Here is a 21,972-nt window from a genome sequence, read left to right as displayed (position 1 = left end):
TTTGCATTTCAATTAAAATTAAGGAAGAGATGACAAATTTTGTCAAGGAGTTACAATGGCGCGGAATGTTGCATGATGCAATGCCAGGAACAGAGGAACATTTATTAGAAGAAATGCAATCGGCATATATGGGTATAGATCCAACGGCCGATTCTTTACACATAGGTCACTTGGTAGGGGTAATGATGCTTCGCCATTTTCAAGTAGCGGGTCATAAGCCTTATGCTTTAATTGGTGGTGCAACGGGTATGATAGGTGATCCTTCTGGTAAATCTGCAGAACGTAATTTACTTGATGAGAAAACACTTCGTCACAATCAAAATGCATTAAAAGAGCAATTGTCTCGTTTTTTAGATTTTACAAGTGAGGGTGAAAATGCAGCCGTACTGGTCAATAATTATGACTGGATGAAGAATTTCTCGTTCTTAGAATTTATTAGAGATGTAGGTAAGCATATTACGGTGAATTACATGATGTCGAAAGACTCTGTAAAAAAACGCCTTTCTTCAGAAGCAAAAGAGGGTATGTCTTTTACCGAATTTACCTACCAATTAGTACAAGGGTACGATTTCTTGCACTTATACAGAGAGCATAACTGTAGCCTTCAAATGGGTGGTAGTGATCAGTGGGGTAATATAACTACAGGTACAGAATTAATTAGAAGAATAGCAGGTGGTAAAGGGTATGCACTTACTTGCCCGTTAATTACAAAGGCAGATGGCACTAAATTCGGTAAAACCGAAGGTGGTAATGTTTGGTTAGATGCCGAAAGAACATCGCCCTATAAATTCTACCAATATTGGTTGAACACATCAGATGAAGATGCCGATAAATACATAAAGATTTTTACATTTTTAGGTCAGCAAGAAATTGAAGACTTGATAAAACAACATACCGAGGCACCGCATTTAAGATTGTTGCAAAAGAGGTTGGCCGACGAGATTACCGTTATGGTTCACTCGCAAGACGATTTGGACAATGCAGTACGTGCAAGTGAAATTTTGTTCGGTAAATCAACAGCGTCCGATTTAAAGGGGTTGAATGAAAAAACATTCTTAGAAATTTTTGAAGGTGTACCACAAGCAGAACTTTCAAAAGAAGAATTAACCGATGGTCTTGATATGATCGGGGCATTAGCGGCTAAAACTAACTTTTTAGGCTCTAACGGTGAGGCGAGAAGAGAATTGAAGCAAAATTCAATTTCGGTAAATAAAGAGAAGGTTAAAGAAGAGTTTTTGATTACTGCCGATGATTTGATCAACGATAAGTTTGTGTTGTTACAGAGAGGAAAAAAGAACTATTACGTGTTGGTTTTTAACTAGTTAAATTAATTTCTTTTTAGTAAATGAATTTTATGAAGTTGAAAATTTTAGCAGTATTAACCTTGTTATTTATTTCTTGTTCTAATGATGACCCATTAATTGCAGATGCTGAATTAGAAGGAGAATGGATACTTTCTGATGTTGTCTGTTATTGCGGATTTGAACCTGACATTGATTTTTCGTTGACCAAAATAAGTTTTCTTCCGAGTAAAAATAAGGTAATCGTTACCAATGAAAGTGAGTATGTTTTCTTTAGGGATAACGGCGAACATATTTACGGTGGTCAAGCGAACCGAATCAATTTTTCTGACGGATCTGTGTTTTTTTTCGAGACGAATGGCGAGCAACTTACGCTTACTTTTGAAGATAACGTTGATATTGCAGATGATGAGGTAACGTATATTTTTACGCGCTAAAATTATTTAGGCTTGTATTGTCTCATATTTTAGAATAATTCTCAAGTTATAGCGTTTGTATGCATAAACCCCCTAGTTATGCTAAAGAAGTACATTTCTATTATCTGTTTGTTTGTTATATTTTCTGCGTGCGATAAGCTCGATGAGTTGACAAAATTTGATATGGAGTATAGCCAACGTGCTACCATACCTTCAACTACAGGTATAAATTTGCCTTTTGATGTTTTTACTCCAGAAATGGAGACAAATTCAGAATCTACATTTGCCGTTAACGATACCAGAAAAGACCTTATTGAAGAAATTAGGTTGACCAAATTAGAATTGGTCATGATTTCGCCTGACGGTGCTGATTTTAGTTTTTTAAATTCCATAGAAGTGTATATTTCTGCTGATGGATTTGAAGAGATTAGAATTGCGAGTTTAGATGAAGTTCCTGAAGATGCAGGTAGCGTAATCGCTTTAGATACCTCAGATACAGATTTAAAAGAGTATATAAAGAGTGATGAATTCAGTTTACGATTGAATACTGTTACCGATGAATTAATGAGTACGGACCATGAGTTGGAAGTAAATTCTACCTTCTTCGTAGATGCCAAAATATTAGGACTTTAATTTAATAATGCCTTAACGCAACTATTTACTAAGTTGGGTATCTTGTAATTAGTTAAACATCTTTGTTCTATGAAAAGATATGCCCTTTTGTTCTTATTCCTAGTTTTTCTTGCTTCTTGCGCTAATGACGATGATTTTGGTTTAGAGTCAACACAGTTTGTGTTCTCAGAACAAAAATGGGAATTAACCCAAATGTCGGGTAGTTTTCAAAATTCAGAAACTACAGGTGAAGAGATGGAATGGCAAGAGTATTATATATTCTCACCAGAAGGCACTTTTATAAAATCTAGGACTCTTGATAACAAAGTTCTTGAAGCTACCGGTAGTTTTGAGGTCGTTGAATACGATAATGATCTCAATCATTACTTAGAGCTCACTTTTGAAACCGGAAACGAATTAGTCGGTAATTGTACGGGTGATAGTAAAGAACTATTAATATACAGAAGCTCTACCATAATCTCAAGCCTATGGATGGCATGCGATGGCCCAGGTTTAGATTACTCACTGTCAAAATAAAAAGCCTCTTAAATAGTATTGGTCAATTGTAATTCTTCGGTTTCTGATGCTGTACTTTTATAAGTGTTTACAAACGTATTTTTAACCCTTTCAGAATTTAGAAAATAGGGAATCCAGATTGCGGTAGATATAATTGCTTTAAAAATATCTGTAGTTGCAGTAGAATCTGGTATCGCAAATTGATTCATGATAAAGCTTTCAATTAAGGTAATTGATAGATTACAGGCATAAAATATAATCATCATTTTGGGCGCTGATGTACGTTTTTGTACAAATAATATAATAGTTAAGACTGCAAAAGTTAGAAAGGCAAAATTATAGAACAATTCAAAACCTAAATAAACTTCCAGCATTTTTGCATTTTCATAACCGGCATATTCGAAACCGTCCCAAATACTTTTATCAAAATACCCATTTTGAAAAATAGTAAAAATCAGTACAATAGGTGTAAGCACTAGCCCAATCAAAGGAAAAATTAACCAGCCTCCAAATTCTTGTCCTGATAAAGATGCTTCAATGTTCTTTTTTGGGTTATAATTTTTATAGATTTTAATAGCGAAAAAGATACCTAACGATATTGATACCAACATAATCAAAATAGACAACCAACTAAGTCCCGATTCCGATTCGTTAGCGCCATAGGTTAGTTGTAAGCCAATGTTATCTCTAAGGTCGTCATGTTCTTTAATGAAAGATTTTGCATCCTCGGCAGGTATAACAGCTTCCTTTAGTTCGTATTCGTAATTCAAAGTAATCATGTTACCCGTTTGATTAATGCTCTTACTAAACCTATAGTAATCATTATCAATATTGATGTCTTCTATATTTAACGACCAAGGTTCTGGTAATAATATTCGGGTTATTTGTGTAAAACTAAAAGGTACTCCGGCACTGTACGGCATTTCTCTGTCTAAAGTATTGGTGTAACTTATAAATCCGTCTAAAACCAACGAATTAGTGTCGAAGTATAAAGTTTCGTCGTTTTCAATAGTACTCCAAAGATTTTCAATTTTATAGTACTCGTTGGTAGTGAAAATATTTTCCCAAGGTCTCGAGTCATCTACATAAGTTACTTTGTCACTTGATAGAATTGAAGGGTATAGGCTACTATAAAAATTTAGATATTCTTTGTTGATACTCTCTTCTTTGTTGTTTTTAAAATAGGCTCTGGTATTATCTGCTCTGCTACCATAGTATTCGGTTTTTACTTCAAATTTTGCATCACCACCAATTTTGTCTACAATAATGTCTTCTACAATTCTAACGCGAGCATTAGATGAAGTAGGTATTTTTTTTAATTCTGTACTCCCTTCTTTGAGTAGTAAACCATTTTTATAATCGGGCGTGTAAAGGTTAGAAAGATTGCCACCTTGGTTAGATATCGTAGGGTCTACGAAATACTCTTGACCACCATGTTCAAAATACACGATGCAGTGGTCAAACAATAAATGGCTAGGTAAAAATTTTTCTAAATTTTCGTTTGATTTTGTATTCACCAAAATAGGAAATGAACTAACACCTTGGTTTTGTAATAGGGTAGCTAATAGTAAAGATTTGTCTTTACAATCTCCATATCTACGATCTAATACCAACTCTGGTTGAGTAGGTTTAAATGCCCCTATACCAGATTCAAAACCTAAATAGCGAATATCATCTTGTACAAATCTAATAAGCTTTATAATAACATCTTGTTTAGAATCTAGCTCGTCATCGATAGTTATAGGGTTCTTCAAGTGTTCTTTCGGAAACTTGTAATAGGGCGTCATAAGCTCAACAACACTTTCCCAATTATTAAAGGTAGAAACAGAAATACGTTTTTGTGAATTATACCAATAAGGGGTGTTACTATCATAAGTAACATAGTCACCACTGATATTATCCCAAGTATATTCTTTACCCAAAGTTGTAGTAATCACTTTAGGTTCGTTGGCATCATTTAATGTTTTAAAGGTGATAGCGTTATCTGAATTGGTTAGAATTCGATTGTATATTCTATTGACCGGTACGGTATATTCTTCATAAACAAGGTTAGAATAATTACCTTCATTTATGGGGTTAAAACCTTTGATGGAGTAAGAGTATTCGATAATGTCACCAACCCGAATATCTGAAAGATTAATAACAGATGTTAATGAACCATCATATAATGAACGCTCTAAATTGGTTTCTCTTTGGAAGGTGTTTATGAATGATTTTTTTAATTTATCAATGATTTCACCATCGCGAACAACCTGTGCTTTATGAAATTCTATTTTTTGGTATTCTGGATCGAAAGATGCGCTAATGTCTGACATTTCTTGAATACCATCACTGTTCAAAATTTTAAACACATAGTGAACAAACTGCTCCTTTTTTATTAAGTTATCTTGATAGTCAAGAAGAAGGTATTTGTATGCACCTTCATCTTCAGAGTCCTTTTTTTCAGTAAAAGAAATAGGTGTAACCCAGTTGGGAGTTGAAGTTTTTTCTGCTTGTTGCGCATTTAATGAGAAGCTCATTAATAAGTAAAGAAAGAGATAAATATAAAACCGCATTAATATTCGTTTACGTTAAAATTGAAAAGTAAGAAATACCTTAGTAAACAACGTATAGCTTTTGTAAAACGTATATTTTGCTTGTAGGAAGCGAATTAAAGCACCATTAAATTACATCCTCTAATATCAGAATTATCGAATCTACCGATAATTTCAAAAGTGCTGTCTTGGTTTATTTTGCCTAAATCTTGAGTAGCGATAAAGGAGCAAGAATTGATATTTGCCAAATCGATTACATTAATTCCGCCAGACTTGCCATTGGTTAAATAGGTGAGAGGGTCTTCGGTATCGCGAACTAAAATTCTCATCCAAGCGGGGCAATCGAAAACGCCATTTCCTTTCGAGTATGCTTGCGACAAAAGTTCTGTCATTCCGTATTCAGAATGTATATGTGGTACTCCAAATCCGTTTGATAATAACTGATGTAATTCTTGACGTACAATTTCTTTTCTACGACCTTTCATTCCGCCAGTTTCCATGATAATGGTATTTTGCAAAGACATCTGGTATTGCTCGGTAAACTCTAGCAATGCGAAAGAAACGCCTATAATCAATATTTTGGTGTTTGTTTTTTGAAGCTCTAGCAGTAGTTGGTGCAGTTGCGCGTATTCATTTAAAAAGAAACCGCTTTCTGGGTGATACGATTTTTTAATCAGATCATCGGCCATATAAATCAAAGAAGAGCCTGTACGTTCTAAATAGGATGGTAAAAGAGCAAGAACACAATAGTCAGTAATATCGCCGTAAAAGTGGTTAAAAGCCTTTAGGTAGCTCTGTTCGTATAGATTTAAATCAGTAACAAAGTGCTTGCTGGTTTCACTGCCTGTAGTGCCACTACTGGTAAAGGTTATTTCTGGGGTATTGGTTGTACTAAGAACATCTTTAGATTTAAAGAATTCAATAGGTAAAAAAGGAATCTGTTCTAAGGTGTGAACTGTATTTGGGTCTACATTTAAATAGGTGCAGAAATCGTGGTACACTACGTTGTTGTCGTATTGAAACTTGAATATACGCAATGCTTGGGTTAGAAAATCCCCTTCTGTTTGTATATCAAAAATAGCATTATGCTTCATGTTCCTTGCCAATTCTGGCAAAGGTACTGAACCAAATTATTTTAATTGTTTTAAGCTGAAAATATGTAGGTTATTTATTTTACAACCAGTTTACGGGTAATAGATTTATCGTTTTCGGTTACTTGAACAACATAAACACCAGGTGATAATCTAGAAATGTTTATTGCCTTTGTAGATAATTTTTCGGTTAAGACTAGCTCACCGAATACATCGTAAATTCTAACCTCTTTAAGGTTGTTGTATTGTGTTGTTACATAAACAACATCTGCTATTGCAGGGTTGGGGTATAATTTGAAACCGACAATTTCATCGTTGCGTAGGTTGTTGATATCTATGGTATCTTGGGCATATAACCCAACGGATACTATCATAAATAGCATAAAGTAGATTTTCTTCATTTGATATTGATTTGGGATCAACACTTCAAAGGTATGGTTAAGTGTAGCTTGAACACTGAAAATGTTGTGAAACCAAATTTTTTGTAGGTCTATGAGAAAGTCGAAGTAATTCGTCGTAAAAACGTGTAGTTAACCGATAATGGATTTTGAAAATAGCGAGAAAAAAGGGGAGTTGTTACTTAACAATCAACTTACGTGTACACATCTTGTTTTTTTCAAGAACACGTAATACGTACACACCAGAATCTAAATCAGAAAGATTCAATTCTTTACCTAAAATAGTAGTCTTTAATAACAATGTACCGAATACATCATAGATGAAAATTTCTTTAGGAGCGTTAAGATTGGTAGAAATATAAACTTTACCTGTAGTAACCGGATTTGGATACATACTAAAACCATCAATGTCTCCATTGCTCTGGGTACTTTGCCCATAGCTGAAGGAAATAAAGAAAAAGAAGATGATTGTGTAAAGTTTCTTCATATATAGCTGGTTACAAATGCTATGCCACAAATATAAGAATTTAACACTCCTTTTTATTTTTGTAAGAGTAGATATTGTGAAAAGATCGATGAAATGCAATATAATCGATGAAATGCACTTTTTATAACCTTAACTACCTATTTTATTGTTGTTTTAAGTAGCGTGTAGTCTTTGATTGTAAGAATTATTTTAAATAAAAAAGCCCGCAAATTGCGGGCTTTTAGATATTGAATTTTAAAGATTTTAGAACTGGTAGCTATATCCTAAAGAAATAGCTTGTCCTGGATATCTAGAAGAATAAACTTGGTCTTGAGCTCCAAAAGATTGATAAACACTTTCGATATCATCATTGATAATGTTTTCAAACTTCAAGGTTATTTTACTAGAATTTTCTCTACCGAATTCTTTACTTAAATTGAACTTTAAATTATGGAACGGTAGCGTATAAACATCAGGAATATCACCATTACCTACAATCTCTAAAGTTTTACCTTGAACATTGTAAACGATACCACCTTGCCAGCCATTATCATTATTTGAGTAGTCAAAACCAACGTTTAAAAGTAAAGGAGACTGACCTTGTAATTGTCTTGTATCATCTAATGTTTCACCTGTTCTTAAGTTATCGATTCTTGCAGCTTCTTCATCTTCACTGTATGTTTGCTGAGATTCAATAACAGAAATGTTAGCATTGAAATTGAAATTTTCCCATCCTGGTATAAAGCCCATATTTCTTCTGTACTCTAATTCAGCACCAAAAACTTTAGCATCACCTAGGTTTAAAGGAATAAATTGCCCTCTAGCTTCTCTAATGAATGTCAATTCAATAGGATCATCAAACGTTTTAGCAAAACCACTAATCGCAAAGAAATTGGTTCCTTCACCATAAGCCTCGAATCTAATATCGTAGTTATTGATGTACGTAGGTTGAATATTAATATTACCAATAAAGAAGGTGCTTGATACAGGGTCAAAAATTTGCGCGTTAGAAGCTTCTTTAAAAGAAGGTCTTGCTGTAGTACTAGAAAATGAAGCTCTTATTTTCTTATTAGCTTCTTCGTTTAAGTCATATATAAAGTTAGCAGAAGGGAAGAAATCTGCTTTATCTAAAATTGTTTGATTGTCAAAAACTTCACCATCTTGGTTTTCACCTGAGTAACGAAGGTCAAACTTTTCAAATCTTACACCAACAATGGCATTAAACCTATCAGATAGTTTAAATTCATCTCCAACGTAACCAGCGCCAACAGTAATTTGAGAGTTGAAAGAGTCGGATATGTTAGAATCACGTCTAACATAAGTTCCTTCTCTTGTTTCTGGACTATATATGTTTTCAGGAGCTAAAATTAAATCCGCATTACCTTCAAAATTTAAACTGTAATTTCCTGTTTGTGATTGTATCGGTGTTGAGAATTGATTTACAACAAAGTCTCTTTCTTTAATAGTATAAGCACCACCAAATTTAAGTTTTGCATCTCTACCAAATAATTGATGCTTTCTTGTAAGGTCTAATTTACTAGCTACATTGTATTCTTCTAAGTCTCTCCAAATTCTACTTGGGTCTCCAGATTCACTAGGCGATATAGTAAAATTTCCAGTTTCTGGCTCAAATCTAAAGGGAGTTGTTCTTAAATCTTTATCGTAGATTTTAGAAAATGTTGGCGAAACTTTCCAAGAAATTTTCCAAGAGCCATCCTCATTACTATGCTCACCATTTAACAAGATGTTTGTAATAGATCTTTGTGTATAGGTTAAAACATCTTTGAAAATAGTATTAGAGTTTACATTGAAATTATCTTGTCTAATATATGAAGTACCAGACTCACCGTTTTGTATATGTAATACATTTAACTTGTATTTAGACTGAAGGCTTTTTAATGAAATACCTGCAAGACCACTAATAAGTACATTGTTAACACCAATGTTACCAGATTGTGTTCTATCATCGGTTAGCTCAAGAACAGATTTGTCTTGGTCTTGTTTTCTAAATACTTGTCCGCTAACAGCATCTTCGTAGAAATCAGTACTGTTTTTATATGTAAGAGAGGCTAAGTAACCTATTTTTTTAGTTCCATCTTCATTAAGGTCATATTGGTTACCAGCTGTAAAACCAATATTAAAATCTGCACCACTTTGATTTTCTAGTGCTTTCAGATTTGGTTCCAATAATCTTGTTAAGGCAGCGGATCTATTGCCGTCTACAACAGGTAAAGGAGTTTCTATATTTTGTGGTATTGCTAAATCCCTTTGACCATTATCAAAACCTAATGCATCTGTTGGACTACCATCATATTTAAGGTAATTGTCCTTAAAATGCATACTAGAATTGTAACCTAGGCCAGCAGAGAAACTGTATTCTGCTCTTGATGGGAAATCTTTAGTAACAATATCAACAACACCACCTGTAAAATCTGCAGGTTGATCTGCTGTTGCAGATTTAATAACAATAATATTATCAAGAATATTTGTAGGGAAAATATCTAATTGTAAAGTGTTTCTGTCTGGATCAAGACCAGGTACATCTACACCATTTAAAATAGATTTAGTGTAACGGTCACCTAAACCACGAACATAAACAAATTTACCTCCTTGTACAGATACACCAGGTACTGATTTAATAGCACTGGCAATATCGCTAGCGCCAGATTTTTTTATGCTTTGTATAGATAAACCATCTAATAAGGCTACCGAATTCTTTTGTAGATTTAATACAGAAGCTTCTGTGTTTTTACTAACAGTTGTTGTCACCACTACTTCATCTAGAGCATTTGCAAGCGGATTTAAAGTAATATCTATTATTTGCTCTGCACCAGGCGCAACGATTACTTCTGCTACTTCTTTTGTTTCGTATCCTAAGTACGAAAAAGTAACGGTGTAAGTGCCAGGCTCAACGTCTAGAACATATTTTCCATCAAAATCTGATGTGGTTCCTTTTGTAGTGCCTTTGATAAGAATATTTGCAAAAGGAAGAACGTCATTAAATTCACCATCGTTTACCGTTCCTGAAATAATACCTTCTTGTGCAAAGATAGCTTGAGAAGAAAAGGTGATGAGTAAAATGAATAATAACTTAAGTTTCATAATAAATTAATTGAAATTATTAAAAAAGAAATAAATTGCCCGCCTATAGATTAGTCTAAGACGAGCAATTTTTATGTGTAACTATTATTTGTATTTATAATTAGAAACCTAAGCTAGCTTTAGTGTTAGCGTAAGTCCAAGAAAAAGCAGAAGTGTCAGCACCAACAGTTCCTTCTGTTACTGCAGATGAGAAAGTTGCTGCATCAGCTTCAAAAGTTGTACTGTCTGTAGTATCATTAAATACTTCAGAAGAAGCAGTAACACCAGTTGGTAATACTATTTCCCAGTTGGTAAATACTAATGAACCTGCAGTATAATTAGCGGCAACACCTTCGTTGTCTAATTCAACATCAGAAAGTTGTAAGTCAGTACCTACTCCTGTAAAATTAGTTACTAATATATTGTTGCTAGTACCTTGTGCGTTTGAGCGGTAATCTGCGATTTCACCATTTTCAACATTGTCAGCTAAACCTATTAAAGTAGCGTTTGTTAAAGTAAAGCCACCTTGTAAAGAACCTTCTGGTCCGTCAATTTCTAAAGCGTGATCAGAAATACCACCTTGTACAACTACTGCATTGTCAATTGTACCAGAGTAAGCCTGGTCAATATCAAGACCGTCATCACCTTGTGCCCATACAAATAGGTTAGTAGCGTTTACGCTTCCACCAAAGAATTCAACACCATCATCAACATTACCAACAACTTCAATATTGTCAATAGTTGTTCCAGTACCAACAGCACCTAAAGTAAGACCGTTAATTTCGTTTCCTTCACCAATTAAAGCACCACCATGACGAATAGAGATATACTGTAAAGTACCTGAATCATCAGCAGAGTCAGATCCACCATATAAACCTTTGTCTCCATCAGTATCAGTAGGTACGCCTTCTATTTGAGCAGATTCCGCATCACCATCAAAAGATGCAGGTGCATTACCCAATACGATTAAACCACCCCAAAGACCACGATCATTTTGGTCAAGATTGGTACCGGCAGTTTGTCCTAATTCAATATTATCCGCAAAAGAAGTAAAGATAATTGGAGCTGTAGCTGTACCTGCAGCTTCAATCTTACTACCTCTTGTTACTATTAATACAGAAGCATTAACACCTGATCCAGCATTTGCTTTTATAATTGTACCTGGCTCAATAGTAAGTGTTGCTCCATCAGTAACGAATACTCTACCATCTAAAACAACGATTTTGTCAGTGGTCCAGGTAGCATCTGCATTAATGTCTCCTGAAACTGTTATTGAAGTTTCTACAGCGTCAACAGTAACGGTGTCGGTTACGATTACTTCTTTTTCAATTTCTACTACTGTTTCTTTTTCACAAGACGCTGCAGCGATAATAGCTGTTACTGTAGCAAGTGACCAAATAATTTTTTTCATCTTTTCTTTTTAAATTTATTAATCTAAATTTTGGTTGGCAATAATGTTCTTATCAGTTATTATTTTATTGCACTGCAAAGAAAACTACAGGTTGTAATGTTCGGGTTAGATCCATGTTAAACATTTATTTTGTTAATGTTATGTAAACGTTACTACATTAAATCAATGTTAACTGACGTTGCAGTAATAGTATTATCTTTACTTTTGAGCGAATCAATCTAATTTGAAAACCATGAAAAAGAAGGACATTAGGATACTTTTAGTTGATGATGAACCAGACATCCTAGAGATAGTGGCCTATAATTTATCTGCCGAAGGGTACGATGTGTATACCGCAAAAAATGGTGCTGATGGTGTTGCTAAAGCAAAGAAGAAAATGCCACATCTTATTATTCTAGATCTAATGATGCCCGAGATGGATGGTATTGAAGCTTGCGAGATTCTAAGAAAAACTCCTGGTATGGAAAATACCATTATTACCTTCTTAACAGCTAGAGGAGAAGATTATTCTCAAGTAGCAGGTTTTGATGCAGGTGCAGATGATTATATTACCAAACCTATTAAACCTAAGGTTTTGGTAAGCAAGGTAAATGCGCTACTTAGACGTATGAAGAACGAAGAAAACGCTCAAGAAGATATTACCAAAGTTGGTGATATCGTAATTAATAGAGAAGAATATAAGATTATCAAGAAAGGTAAAGAAATCATTTTGCCTAGAAAAGAGTTTGAACTTCTTGCTCTATTAACTTCAAAACCTAGTAAAGTATTTAAAAGAGAAGTAATTCTTGATAGAGTTTGGGGTAATGAAGTGGTTGTTGGTGGTCGTACAATAGATGTACATATTAGAAAGCTTCGCGAAAAAATTGGGGAAGACCATTTTAAAACTGTTAAGGGAGTAGGTTATAAGTTTGTACTCTAAATGACTGCTAAAGTTCGTTCAAGAAAGTCATATCGTTTTGCGTTTCGCTCATCGTTTTATATTGTAATAAATAGCATATCGGTGCTCGCTTTATTACAATGGCGATTTAGTACTATAAACTGGGGTATTTTAATCTTTGGAGCACTATTCTTTTTTATAATATCTTTTATCACGCTACAGTTAAGAATAGAAAAATTTATTTACAAGCGGATAAAAAAAATCTATGACGATGTTGAGTTGCTAGAATCTAGTACGATACCCTCATACCCTGTTACTACAGATATGAGAACCTTAACGGCTGAAATTGAAAAATTTGCAAAAGATAAAAGGATAGAAATCGATACGTTGAAGATTAGAGAAGAATACCGTAAAGATTTCTTGGGTAACGTATCGCATGAGCTCAAAACGCCTCTATTTACTGTGCAGGGTTATATAGAAACCTTGTTAGATGGTGCTATTGATGATAAAAATGTACGTAAGAAGTATTTAATACGTGCCAATAAAGCGGTAGATCGTCTGATTTATATTGTAAAAGACTTGGACCTGATTACGAAGTTTGAAGTAGGGCATCTTACTCTTGAAAAGCGCTCGTTCGATATTATTGATTTAATACAAAGTGTGTTCGATCTTTTAGAGATGAAAGCGGCCAAGAAAAATATTACCCTAACTTTTGATATGGAATATGTGCAACCCATATTCGTATTTGCCGATAAAGAAAAAATTCAACAGGTGCTTACCAATTTGCTGGTCAACTCTATAAAGTATGGTAATGACAATGGTACAACAGAAGTAAGTGTAGAAAATTTGGTTAAAAACAAGGTAATTGTAAGAGTAACCGATAATGGCGAAGGTATACCTGCAGTGCATATTCCTCGTCTTTTTGAACGTTTTTATAGGGTAGATCAAAGTGGTAGCCGTCGCGAAGGTGGCTCTGGGTTGGGTCTCGCCATTGTAAAACATGTCATAGAAGCACACGGAGAAAAAATCTTTGTAGAAAGTGCTGTTGAGGTCGGTTCAGAGTTTTCTTTTACGCTAGAGAAAAGTATCGTTCAAATAGAAGAAGTACAATAATCGCTAACCCTCTCTTTTTTCTTAGATTTGCCGCAGTTTAGATGTAAAAATTGTGGGAAGTAAAAATAAATTAAAGCGATTTCAAGAAAACGAGACGTTTTCAAACGTAATTCAACCAACAAGAGACGAAGTGGTAGGTGGTTTTCCTTTGAAAGGAAAATGGAACACCCATTTCAAAAACGATAACCCTATTGTATTAGAATTGGGTTGTGGTAAAGGAGAGTATACCGTTGGCTTGGCGAAGAAATTTCCGAAAAAGAATTTTATCGGTATCGATATAAAAGGGGCCCGTTTCTGGAAAGGAGCCAAGGAAGCTGTAGAGGGAGATTTACCAAATGTTTGTTTTATTCGGACTCAAATCGAACTGGTTGATCATCTTTTTGGTAAAGAAGAGGTGTCTGAAATTTGGATTACTTTCCCTGATCCTCAAATAAAATATAAACGCACCAAACATCGCATGACCAACACGGCTTTTTTAGAGCGCTATAAGCAAGTTCTAAAACCTGACGGAACCGTAAATCTTAAAACGGATAGCGAGTTTATGCATGGGTATACCTTAGGTCTACTTCACGGTTTAGGGTTAGAGGTTCTTTATGCCAACCACGATGTGTATAAAAATGAAGGTAGCCCTAAAGAAGTCTTAGAAATACAGACTTTCTATGAAAATCAGTATCTTGAAAAGGGAAAACCTATTACCTTTATTAGGTTTAAGGTAAACTGATTCGATGCAACAATTACCTATTTTATTTGTATTCACTTTTGGTGCGGCTTTCTTCGCGTCACTACCACCCGGTTTGCTGAATTTAAATGCAGCAAAGACAAGTGTAGAAAAGGGAAAAACAAATGGAATAATTTTTGGTTTGGGTGTTGCTCTTGCCGTAATGTTACAAACGTATGTATCGGTACGTATCGGAAAATTAATTTCTAGAAATCAACATGTAATAGAGGTGCTTCTGCAATTGGCTTTGGGTATATTCTTTGTGTTGGCAATTGTATTTTTTATAAAAGGTAGAAAGCAAGAGAATAAGCCGTTGATACTTACCGAAACCAAAAAACGAAATAGTTTTTCTAAAGGAGTGTTCTTGGCACTTATTAATCTTTTGGCGATACCTTATTATAGCGGATTAAATACGGTTTTTCACTCTCAAGGTTTTATGACCTTTAAAATCGTAGATGAGGTTTTGTTCATTCTAGCTGCCGGTAGTGGTACTTTTCTTGCCATGTATTTATATGTGATTTATTTTAATAAGTGGGAGCATAAAACAAAGTCATTTTCTAAGAACAGTAATTTTATTTTAAGCGGATTAATGGTGTTGTTATTTGTGATAACCGCTTTTAGATTGTTTAATTAAACGGATTTAGCCGATGAAACCTGAAAATGAGAATTTCTTTGAAAGAGTATATCAGGTAGCGCGGTTAATACCGGAAGGTCGTGTAACTTCCTATGGTGCAATTGCCAAATATTTAGGTGCGGCACGTAGTGCAAGAATGGTAGGCTGGGCAATGAACGCATCGCACAATATGGATGATATTCCTGCGCATAGAGTAGTTAACAAAGCCGGACTATTAACTGGGAAGCATCATTTTGACGGCACTAACCTCATGCAACAACTGTTAGAAGGTGAGGGAGTGGTCATAAAAGACCTGCAAATAGTACAACTAGAAAACTACTTCTGGGATCCATTTACAGAGCTCAAAGCAGAATTATAGCGCTATTGAAAGGTTAGGGTAAATGTTGTCTTTTCATTAGATACTACTCGAATTGAACCACCATGCAAACGCATAATTTGTTTGCTTAAGCTTAAACCGATACCTGTTCCAGTATTTTTAGTAGTAAAAAATGGAACAAATATTTCATCTAATAACTCCGCAGAAACTCCAGGTCCGTTATCGGTAACCGTAATATATTTTTTACCCTGCGCATCTTCTTCTGCTTTAATAATGATGCTACCTTCATCTTGTTCTTGTAAAGCCTGCTGGGCATTTTTACCAAGGTTTAAAAGTATTTGAGTAATCTGTTTTTCGTCGATGTAAAGTTCTAGGTCTTCAGGTTCAGATAATACTTCTAAAGTAATATTATGTCCGTTCGTATACTCCTGTAATAATAACCGCACTTTTTCTAAAATCTTACTAGCGGGTATTAATTCTCGATCAGGTTCGGGTACACTTAAAAATGTACGGTACGACTGAACAAAACTCATTAAATCATTACCCTGTTCTTTGATAACCTCTAGACCTTTTGCTGAATTTTTTATTTGAAGTTCTCCAAATTCTTTAGGCGTGGAAAGCACATCTCCTTTTTTAAAGTATTTTAATATAGATTCAGAAATAGAAGTAATCGGAGTAATAGTATTCATGATTTCATGGGTTAATACACGAATTAGTTTCACCCAAGAATCAGTTTCTTTATCATCCAATTCCTTTTGAATATCGTGAACAATGACCAATAATAACTGCTTACCTTCGATGGCGATTGGCGTACATTTTAATGTCAATTCTTTTTTGCCACGTTCATTGCCTAAAGAATATAAGGTGCTTTCAAAAGGTTCTAAAGATTCAAATAGACTGTATAGATTCGGGTCTATTTGCTTTAATTGCTTAACGTGGTTAAGGGGTCGGTAGTTAAGCAAATCTTGTACCGTTGGGTTCGCGTATAAAATATGCCCTTTGTCATTAACGGTGAAAATACCAATGTCTGCTTGCCTTAAAATTTCTTGATAATACTGCTCCTGTGCTTGTTTTTTTACATGAATATCTTGAATCATTCCGTTTAACATATTCAAGCTATGGTTCAGTTCTTCGATAGATTTTACACTCAGTTTTTCAGGAAAACGCAAGGTGAAATCTTCATTCTTTATGGCATCGAAGAAATAAGCGATTTTTCTATTGGTTTGGTTCACGTAATGTATGAGTCCGTATGTCTGTCCTATAAAAACCAGACTCAAAATACCGCTAATCAGGTAATGTTCTTTGAAAATTAGAAATGCTGTGAGTAGTGCACAAACGGCTATCAGAATAATCCTAAAAATAAGTTGGTAGTATATGCTTTTGCTGACCATTATTTACCCGATTTTTTAAGTTTATTATAAAGGGTCTGTCTTGAAATACCCAATTGATCTGCAGCGGCACTATAATTACCTTCATGGTCGTTCAGTGCCTTATTGATCATCACCAATTCCATTTCTTCGAGTGTTTTCGGTCCGCCTTCAATGGCTACGGTAGTTTTGGTATCCAATAGAAAATCGGTTGGTTTTAATACATTTCCTTCAGAAAGTATTACGGCACGCTCCATGGTATGCAAAAGTTCTCTAATATTACCAGGCCAAGGGTAGGTCATTAATTTCTCTTGTGCAGATTGATTTATTTTTAAACTAGGCTTGCCGTATTTATTAGCGAATTTTTTCAAAAAGAAATCTGATAATACTAAAACATCATTGTCACGATCTCGTAATGCAGGTACCTGTACTTGAATGGTATTTATACGGTATAAAAGATCTTCACGAAACAATCCGTCAGTAACCATTTGTTCTAAATTACCATTAGTAGCACATATTAATCGAATGTCAACAGCAATAGGTTTGTTTGATCCTACACGAACGACAACCCTATTCTGAATAACCGATAGTAGCTTTGCTTGCATCTGTAAAGAAAGGTTACCGATTTCATCTAAAAAGAGTGTTCCGCCATTGGCAGCTTCAAATTTACCTGCGCGGTCATCTTTAGCATCTGTAAAAGACCCTTTTACATGTCCAAAAAGTTCACTTTCGAATAAATTTTCAGAGATAGACCCCATATCCACTGAAATAAAAACCTCATTATTTCTAGCTGAAGATTTATGAAGCTCGCGAGCGATAAGTTCTTTACCCGTTCCGTTTTCACCGGTTACTAAAATATTTACATCTGTTTTGGCAACTTTTTGCACGAGGTTTAAGACACTGTTCAATGCTTTAGAATTGCCAATAATGTAATTTGAATTCTGGTTGATAACCTGCTTCAGATTACTCTCTTTTTGTTTTAAGTGCTGCACCTCTTTCTGCGATTTTCTGAGCTCGTAAGCAGATTTTACGGTAGTTAATAGTCGCTCATTGTTCCAAGGTTTAAGAACAAAATCGCTAGCTCCTTCTTTAATTGCTTCAACTGCAAGTTCAACGGCACCATATGCGGTCATCATTATTACAGAGATGTGCGATGCCTTCTTTTTTATTTCTCGAAGCCAGTATAATCCCTCGTTACCAGTGTTCACTCCCGCAGAAAAATTCATATCTAATAGTATGATATCAATTTCCTTCAAGTTGGGGAAAGAGGTTAGTAAGTTGGGGTTAGAAATAGTCTGTACACTTTTATATTCAAACTGTAATAATATCTCTAAAGCGCTCAATACACTTTTGGTATCATCTACAACAAGTATTTTAGCATCGATCATGGTAAATTCTATTAACTCTTTTAAAATTACACATACAAGTTTGTATTTTCATGCTACTGTAAAAATATTTGACATTATCTGTACAACAATTTTACACTAATAAATTAAGGGCTATTTTCATTATAATGTAAACAACTGTAAATCAATATTATATAATTATGGCACGCATATAGTAATAAGAATGGCATACCAATAAAGAAATGAATCAAAAATTTAAAATAACGACACTTTTGCTACTCTCCATTTGGGGGTCTCTATTTGCTCAAGAAAGCTGGACATTAGATAAATGTGTTTCTTTTGCAATGGAGCATAACTTGCAGTTGAATGACTTTAAGTATACCAACCAATCTAACAGAGAAACGTACAGACAATCGGTTCGTAATCTGTTGCCATCGGTAAATGCATCTTCTAGTTATTTAATTAGTTATGGTAGAGCAGAAGATCCAAATACAGGTACGTTCGTAAATCAAGATTTTTACTCGAACAACTATTCTTTAGAATCTTCAATTGATTTGTTTCAAGGATTTCAGAAAATCAATGCCATAAAAGCATCTAAGTTGTTATTTAAGGCAACACAAGAGGAGGTATTACAGCAAAAATATTTGTTGGCATTTAGAGTGATGCAAGCTTTTTATGATATTCAATTTTTTGAAGGATTAGTAGAGATATCAAAAGAACAATTAACGGTATCGCAATCAAATTATAATCTAGTAGAAAAGCAGGTAGAATTAGGTTTAAAAGCAGGAGCAGATTTGTATGAAGCAGAATCTTTATTGTTAACCGATAAGCTAAATGTAACTCAAAGTAACAATCAATTGGCGTCAGCAAAGTTGACTTTGATTCAAGAAATGAATTTAGAAAATACTTCAGATATAGTAATTCAAAAAGATTTGGAAGAAATAGTATCAGAAATTAATAGCCAAGATATGAAATCTGATGCTGTTTATAATGAGGCAAGAGAGTTTATACCAATGATAAAAGCACAAGAGTTTAGAGCAGAAGCAGCTAAAAAGCAAGTAGCAGTTTCAAGAGGTAGATTGTATCCTTCCCTTTCATTATTTGCAGGTATTGGTACAGGGTATTTTGAAACTTTTAGAGATACAATGGGCAACACCTTACCATTTAGAGAGCAGTTTAGAGATAATACTTCCCAATATATTGGTGTCAATTTAAATGTGCCGATTAGTAATGGTTGGTCTGCAAGGTCTAGGGTAAAGCAATCTAAAATAGAAAAGCTACGAGAAGAGAATAATTTAAAAACACAAGAGCAAGAGCTATTTCAGGCGATACAAAAATTAGTACAAGATTATAATTCTTTGCAGGTAGAGCTAGTACAGAGCAATCAGAAAATGGATGCGCAAAACTTAGCCTTTACCATTGCTCAAAAACGCTATGAAAAAGGATTGATCAATGCATTAGAACTTTTTACAGCTAAGAATTTATATGCCAGTGCGCAAAACGAAAATTTACAGGTAAAACTTCGTTCAGAAATCAATAAGAGTACATTAGATTTTTACAGAGGCTTGCCAGTTTTCGATATTAATTAGAAATCAAGCCTTGAGATTAATCAGTAACCAAATACAAACAACGAATTAAGAATAAGATGGATATAAAATTAGAAAAGAAAAAAGGACTCAAGCCAAAACACTTCGGCTACATTGCATTAGGTGTGTTGCTATTATTTGTTGGATATCAGCTATTGTTTTCTAGTTCTGTTTCAACTTTTAGAACAGAAAAAGATAAACTTTCGATTGCCGAGGTATCAGCAGGTAAGTTCGATGACTATATTACTATTAACGGTAGCGTAGCACCAATTGCCACCATTTATATGGATGCTTATGAAGGTGGTCGTGTAAGTGAAAAACTTATTGAAGAAGGCGCAATGGTGAAGAAAGGTGATATTATCTTGAAGCTAGAGAACATGAATTTATACGAGCAGATTTTGGCGAGCGAGAGTAATTTGGCACTGAAACAAAATGACCTAAGATCGACCAAAATGAGTTTTGATTCAAGACAGGTTGAAGGTAGAAGATCATTGGCAACAACAAGTACAGATTTGCAACGCTTGAAAAGAAATTATGAGCAAAATAAAGCCTTGTTCGATGATGAACTGATTTCAAGAGAAGCATTTCAACTATCTAAAGAAAACTATGAATTATCTCAAAAACAACATGAGATTATTAAAGTACAAACCGTACAAGATGATGAGTTGCGTGAAACATCATTAAAAGGGTTGGATACCGATTTAGAACGTATGCAAAGAACATTAGGTATGGTGTACCAAAGACTAGATCACTTAAATGTTCGTGCCCCTGCAGATGGGCAATTAGGATTTTTAGATGCCGAAATAGGGCAGAGTATAGCACAAGGTCAGCGTATAGGTCAGATTAACGTACTTACAGATTATAAGATAGAAGCTGAAATCGATGAGCATTATATTGACCGTGTTAAAAGAGATTTAGTGGCTGTTTTGGAGCGTAACGGAACAGAATTTCCATTGCGACTACGAAAAGTATACCCTGAGGTAAGAAACGGTAGATTTAAGGTTGATTTAGTCTTTACCGATAGCAAGCCAGAAACTATTCGTTCAGGTCAGAGCTACAATATTAAATTACAATTGGGTGAATCTAACGATGCACTTTTATTACCAAAAGGGAGCTTCTTTCAAAGCACTGGTGGACAATGGATTTTTGTAGTGAACACTGATGGAGGGGAAGCCGTTAAAAGAAACATAAGAATAGGAAAACAGAATTCTAGGTTCTATGAAGTTTTAGAAGGTTTAGAACCTGGAGAAAAAGTAATTACAAGTAGCTATGATAATTTCGGCGAGGCTGAAAGAATTGTATTAAAATAAAAAACGAACTGTCACATTAAGCATCGTAAAGATGTCTTTATACTAACAATTAAAATCAATCGAAATGATAACCATTACGAACCTTAAAAAAAGTTTTAGAACAGAAGAAGTAGAAACCTTGGCATTGAATAATGTCAACCTAAAAGTAGAAGATGGCGAGTTTGTGGCTATTATGGGTCCGTCTGGTTGTGGTAAATCTACTCTATTGAATATTATTGGCATGTTAGATAACCCAACAGATGGCAGCTACAATTTTGCGGGAAACGAAGTAGGCGGACTAAAAGAGAGTCAGCGTACACAATTACGTAAAGGGAATTTAGGCTTCGTTTTTCAAAGCTTTAATCTTATCGATGAACTTACTGTTTACGAAAATGTAGAGCTTCCATTGATATATTTAAAAATGGGTAAGGCAGAACGAAAAGAAAAGGTAATGAAAGTGCTGGAGCGAATGAAAATTGCACATAGAGAAAATCATTTTCCGCAGCAATTATCAGGTGGTCAGCAACAACGTGTAGCAATATCGAGAGCAGTAGTAACTAATCCGAAATTAATATTAGCTGATGAGCCAACAGGAAACTTGGACAGTAAAAATGGAATTGAGGTAATGAACCTATTAACAGAACTAAATCAAGAGGGAACCACTATAGTTATGGTAACGCACTCAGACAGAGATTCGCATTATGCTCACCGAGTAGTAAATCTATTCGATGGTCAAATTGTAACTGAAAGTCAAAACCGAGCAATCGGAGCCATGATGTAATCCCCATTCCCCCGAAGGGGGTTTAAAAAAAAGAGTTTATTTATCAATCAATTATCAATTTCGTTCACGGAGCGGAGTCGAAGAGAAATCAACTAATCAGCCAAAAACCAAACCAATCA

20 protein-coding genes are annotated in these 21,972 nt (G+C 34.6%); 12 read left to right on the top strand and 8 right to left on the bottom strand.

Annotation, left to right across the window (positions count from 1 at the left end; genetic code table 11):
• Positions 1-29: 29 nt before the first annotated feature.
• The 4 genes from tyrS to ACPF9A_RS07280 all read left to right on the top strand — a co-directional run bounded on the left by tyrS (position 30) and on the right by ACPF9A_RS07280 (position 2,866).
• Positions 30-1,322, top strand: coding sequence for a tyrosine--tRNA ligase (tyrS, locus tag ACPF9A_RS07295; RefSeq protein ID WP_424003052.1), 1,293 nt, complete (start codon positions 30-32; stop codon positions 1,320-1,322).
• A 32-nt stretch (positions 1,323-1,354) separates the two neighbouring features.
• Positions 1,355-1,738: a hypothetical protein gene (locus ACPF9A_RS07290; RefSeq protein ID WP_424003050.1), complete on the top strand. Its 384-nt coding sequence runs from the start codon at positions 1,355-1,357 to the stop codon at positions 1,736-1,738.
• A 78-nt stretch (positions 1,739-1,816) separates the two neighbouring features.
• On the top strand, positions 1,817-2,350 hold the full coding sequence (locus tag ACPF9A_RS07285; RefSeq protein WP_424003048.1) for a hypothetical protein: 534 nt from the start codon (positions 1,817-1,819) through the stop codon (positions 2,348-2,350).
• A gap of 69 nt (positions 2,351-2,419) precedes the next feature.
• On the top strand, positions 2,420-2,866 hold the full coding sequence (locus ACPF9A_RS07280) for a hypothetical protein (RefSeq protein ID WP_424003046.1): 447 nt from the start codon (positions 2,420-2,422) through the stop codon (positions 2,864-2,866).
• A gap of 8 nt (positions 2,867-2,874) precedes the next feature.
• Here the strand turns inward: ACPF9A_RS07280 and ACPF9A_RS07275 are convergent, their stop codons facing one another.
• From ACPF9A_RS07275 to ACPF9A_RS07250, 6 genes are all read right to left on the bottom strand, one after another.
• Positions 2,875-5,364 carry a DUF3857 domain-containing protein gene (locus ACPF9A_RS07275; protein WP_424003044.1) on the bottom strand — a complete coding sequence of 830 codons (2,490 nt, stop codon included), beginning with the start codon at positions 5,362-5,364 and terminating at the stop codon, positions 2,875-2,877.
• A gap of 131 nt (positions 5,365-5,495) precedes the next feature.
• Positions 5,496-6,473: an acyl transferase gene (locus tag ACPF9A_RS07270; RefSeq protein ID WP_424003042.1), complete on the bottom strand. Its 978-nt coding sequence runs from the start codon at positions 6,471-6,473 to the stop codon at positions 5,496-5,498.
• Positions 6,474-6,547: 74 nt separating this feature from the next.
• Positions 6,548-6,871, bottom strand: coding sequence for a T9SS type A sorting domain-containing protein (locus tag ACPF9A_RS07265; RefSeq protein ID WP_424003040.1), 324 nt, complete (start codon positions 6,869-6,871; stop codon positions 6,548-6,550).
• A gap of 175 nt (positions 6,872-7,046) precedes the next feature.
• Positions 7,047-7,355, bottom strand: a complete 309-nt coding sequence (locus ACPF9A_RS07260) for a T9SS type A sorting domain-containing protein (protein ID WP_424003038.1) — start codon at positions 7,353-7,355, stop codon at positions 7,047-7,049.
• A gap of 243 nt (positions 7,356-7,598) precedes the next feature.
• On the bottom strand, positions 7,599-10,436 hold the full coding sequence (locus tag ACPF9A_RS07255) for a TonB-dependent receptor domain-containing protein (protein ID WP_424003036.1): 2,838 nt from the start codon (positions 10,434-10,436) through the stop codon (positions 7,599-7,601).
• 100 nt (positions 10,437-10,536) lie between these two features.
• The gene (locus ACPF9A_RS07250) at positions 10,537-11,826 is read right to left on the bottom strand and encodes a hypothetical protein (RefSeq protein ID WP_424003034.1); all 1,290 of its coding nucleotides are present in this window, start codon (positions 11,824-11,826) and stop codon (positions 10,537-10,539) included.
• A gap of 232 nt (positions 11,827-12,058) precedes the next feature.
• Here ACPF9A_RS07250 and ACPF9A_RS07245 point away from each other — a divergent pair, with 232 nt between their 5' ends.
• From ACPF9A_RS07245 to ACPF9A_RS07225, 5 genes are read left to right on the top strand one after another with little or no spacing between them, the layout of a single operon-like run.
• Positions 12,059-12,745: a response regulator transcription factor gene (locus ACPF9A_RS07245; RefSeq protein ID WP_424003032.1), complete on the top strand. Its 687-nt coding sequence runs from the start codon at positions 12,059-12,061 to the stop codon at positions 12,743-12,745.
• The gene (locus ACPF9A_RS07240; RefSeq protein WP_424003030.1) at positions 12,746-13,816 is read left to right on the top strand and encodes a sensor histidine kinase; all 1,071 of its coding nucleotides are present in this window, start codon (positions 12,746-12,748) and stop codon (positions 13,814-13,816) included.
• 52 nt (positions 13,817-13,868) lie between these two features.
• Positions 13,869-14,537, top strand: a complete 669-nt coding sequence (gene trmB / locus ACPF9A_RS07235) for a tRNA (guanosine(46)-N7)-methyltransferase TrmB (protein WP_424003028.1) — start codon at positions 13,869-13,871, stop codon at positions 14,535-14,537.
• A gap of 4 nt (positions 14,538-14,541) precedes the next feature.
• Complete coding sequence (locus ACPF9A_RS07230) at positions 14,542-15,168, top strand: LysE family transporter (protein ID WP_424003026.1); 627 nt, start codon at positions 14,542-14,544, stop codon at positions 15,166-15,168.
• A gap of 13 nt (positions 15,169-15,181) precedes the next feature.
• Positions 15,182-15,526, top strand: a complete 345-nt coding sequence (locus tag ACPF9A_RS07225; protein WP_027065899.1) for an MGMT family protein — start codon at positions 15,182-15,184, stop codon at positions 15,524-15,526.
• 2 nt (positions 15,527-15,528) lie between these two features.
• On the opposite strand, the gene ACPF9A_RS07220 is transcribed toward ACPF9A_RS07225, so the two are convergent.
• Both ACPF9A_RS07220 and ACPF9A_RS07215 read right to left on the bottom strand, forming a co-directional pair.
• A complete protein-coding gene (locus ACPF9A_RS07220; protein WP_424003024.1) occupies positions 15,529-16,875 on the bottom strand; it encodes a sensor histidine kinase in 1,347 nt (448 codons plus the stop codon).
• Entirely contained in the window at positions 16,875-18,239 is a 1,365-nt protein-coding gene (locus ACPF9A_RS07215) for a sigma-54-dependent transcriptional regulator (RefSeq protein WP_424003022.1), read from the bottom strand. Before ACPF9A_RS07215 ends, ACPF9A_RS07220 begins: the two co-directional genes overlap by 1 nt.
• Positions 18,240-18,439: 200 nt before the next feature.
• On the opposite strand from ACPF9A_RS07215, the gene ACPF9A_RS07210 reads away from it, so the two are divergent.
• The 3 genes from ACPF9A_RS07210 to ACPF9A_RS07200 all read left to right on the top strand — a co-directional run bounded on the left by ACPF9A_RS07210 (position 18,440) and on the right by ACPF9A_RS07200 (position 21,853).
• Entirely contained in the window at positions 18,440-19,786 is a 1,347-nt protein-coding gene (locus ACPF9A_RS07210; RefSeq protein ID WP_424003020.1) for a TolC family protein, read from the top strand.
• 56 nt (positions 19,787-19,842) lie between these two features.
• Positions 19,843-21,093 carry an efflux RND transporter periplasmic adaptor subunit gene (locus tag ACPF9A_RS07205; protein ID WP_424003018.1) on the top strand — a complete coding sequence of 417 codons (1,251 nt, stop codon included), beginning with the start codon at positions 19,843-19,845 and terminating at the stop codon, positions 21,091-21,093.
• Between the two features lie 64 nt (positions 21,094-21,157).
• The gene (locus ACPF9A_RS07200) at positions 21,158-21,853 is read left to right on the top strand and encodes an ABC transporter ATP-binding protein (RefSeq protein WP_424003016.1); all 696 of its coding nucleotides are present in this window, start codon (positions 21,158-21,160) and stop codon (positions 21,851-21,853) included.
• Positions 21,854-21,972: the final 119 nt, after the last annotated feature.

It is taken from the genome of Maribacter sp. IgM3_T14_3 (assembly GCF_049603095.1).
GTDB lineage: Bacteria > Bacteroidota > Bacteroidia > Flavobacteriales > Flavobacteriaceae > Maribacter.
This window is presented reverse-complemented; position numbering and strand designations above follow the sequence as displayed.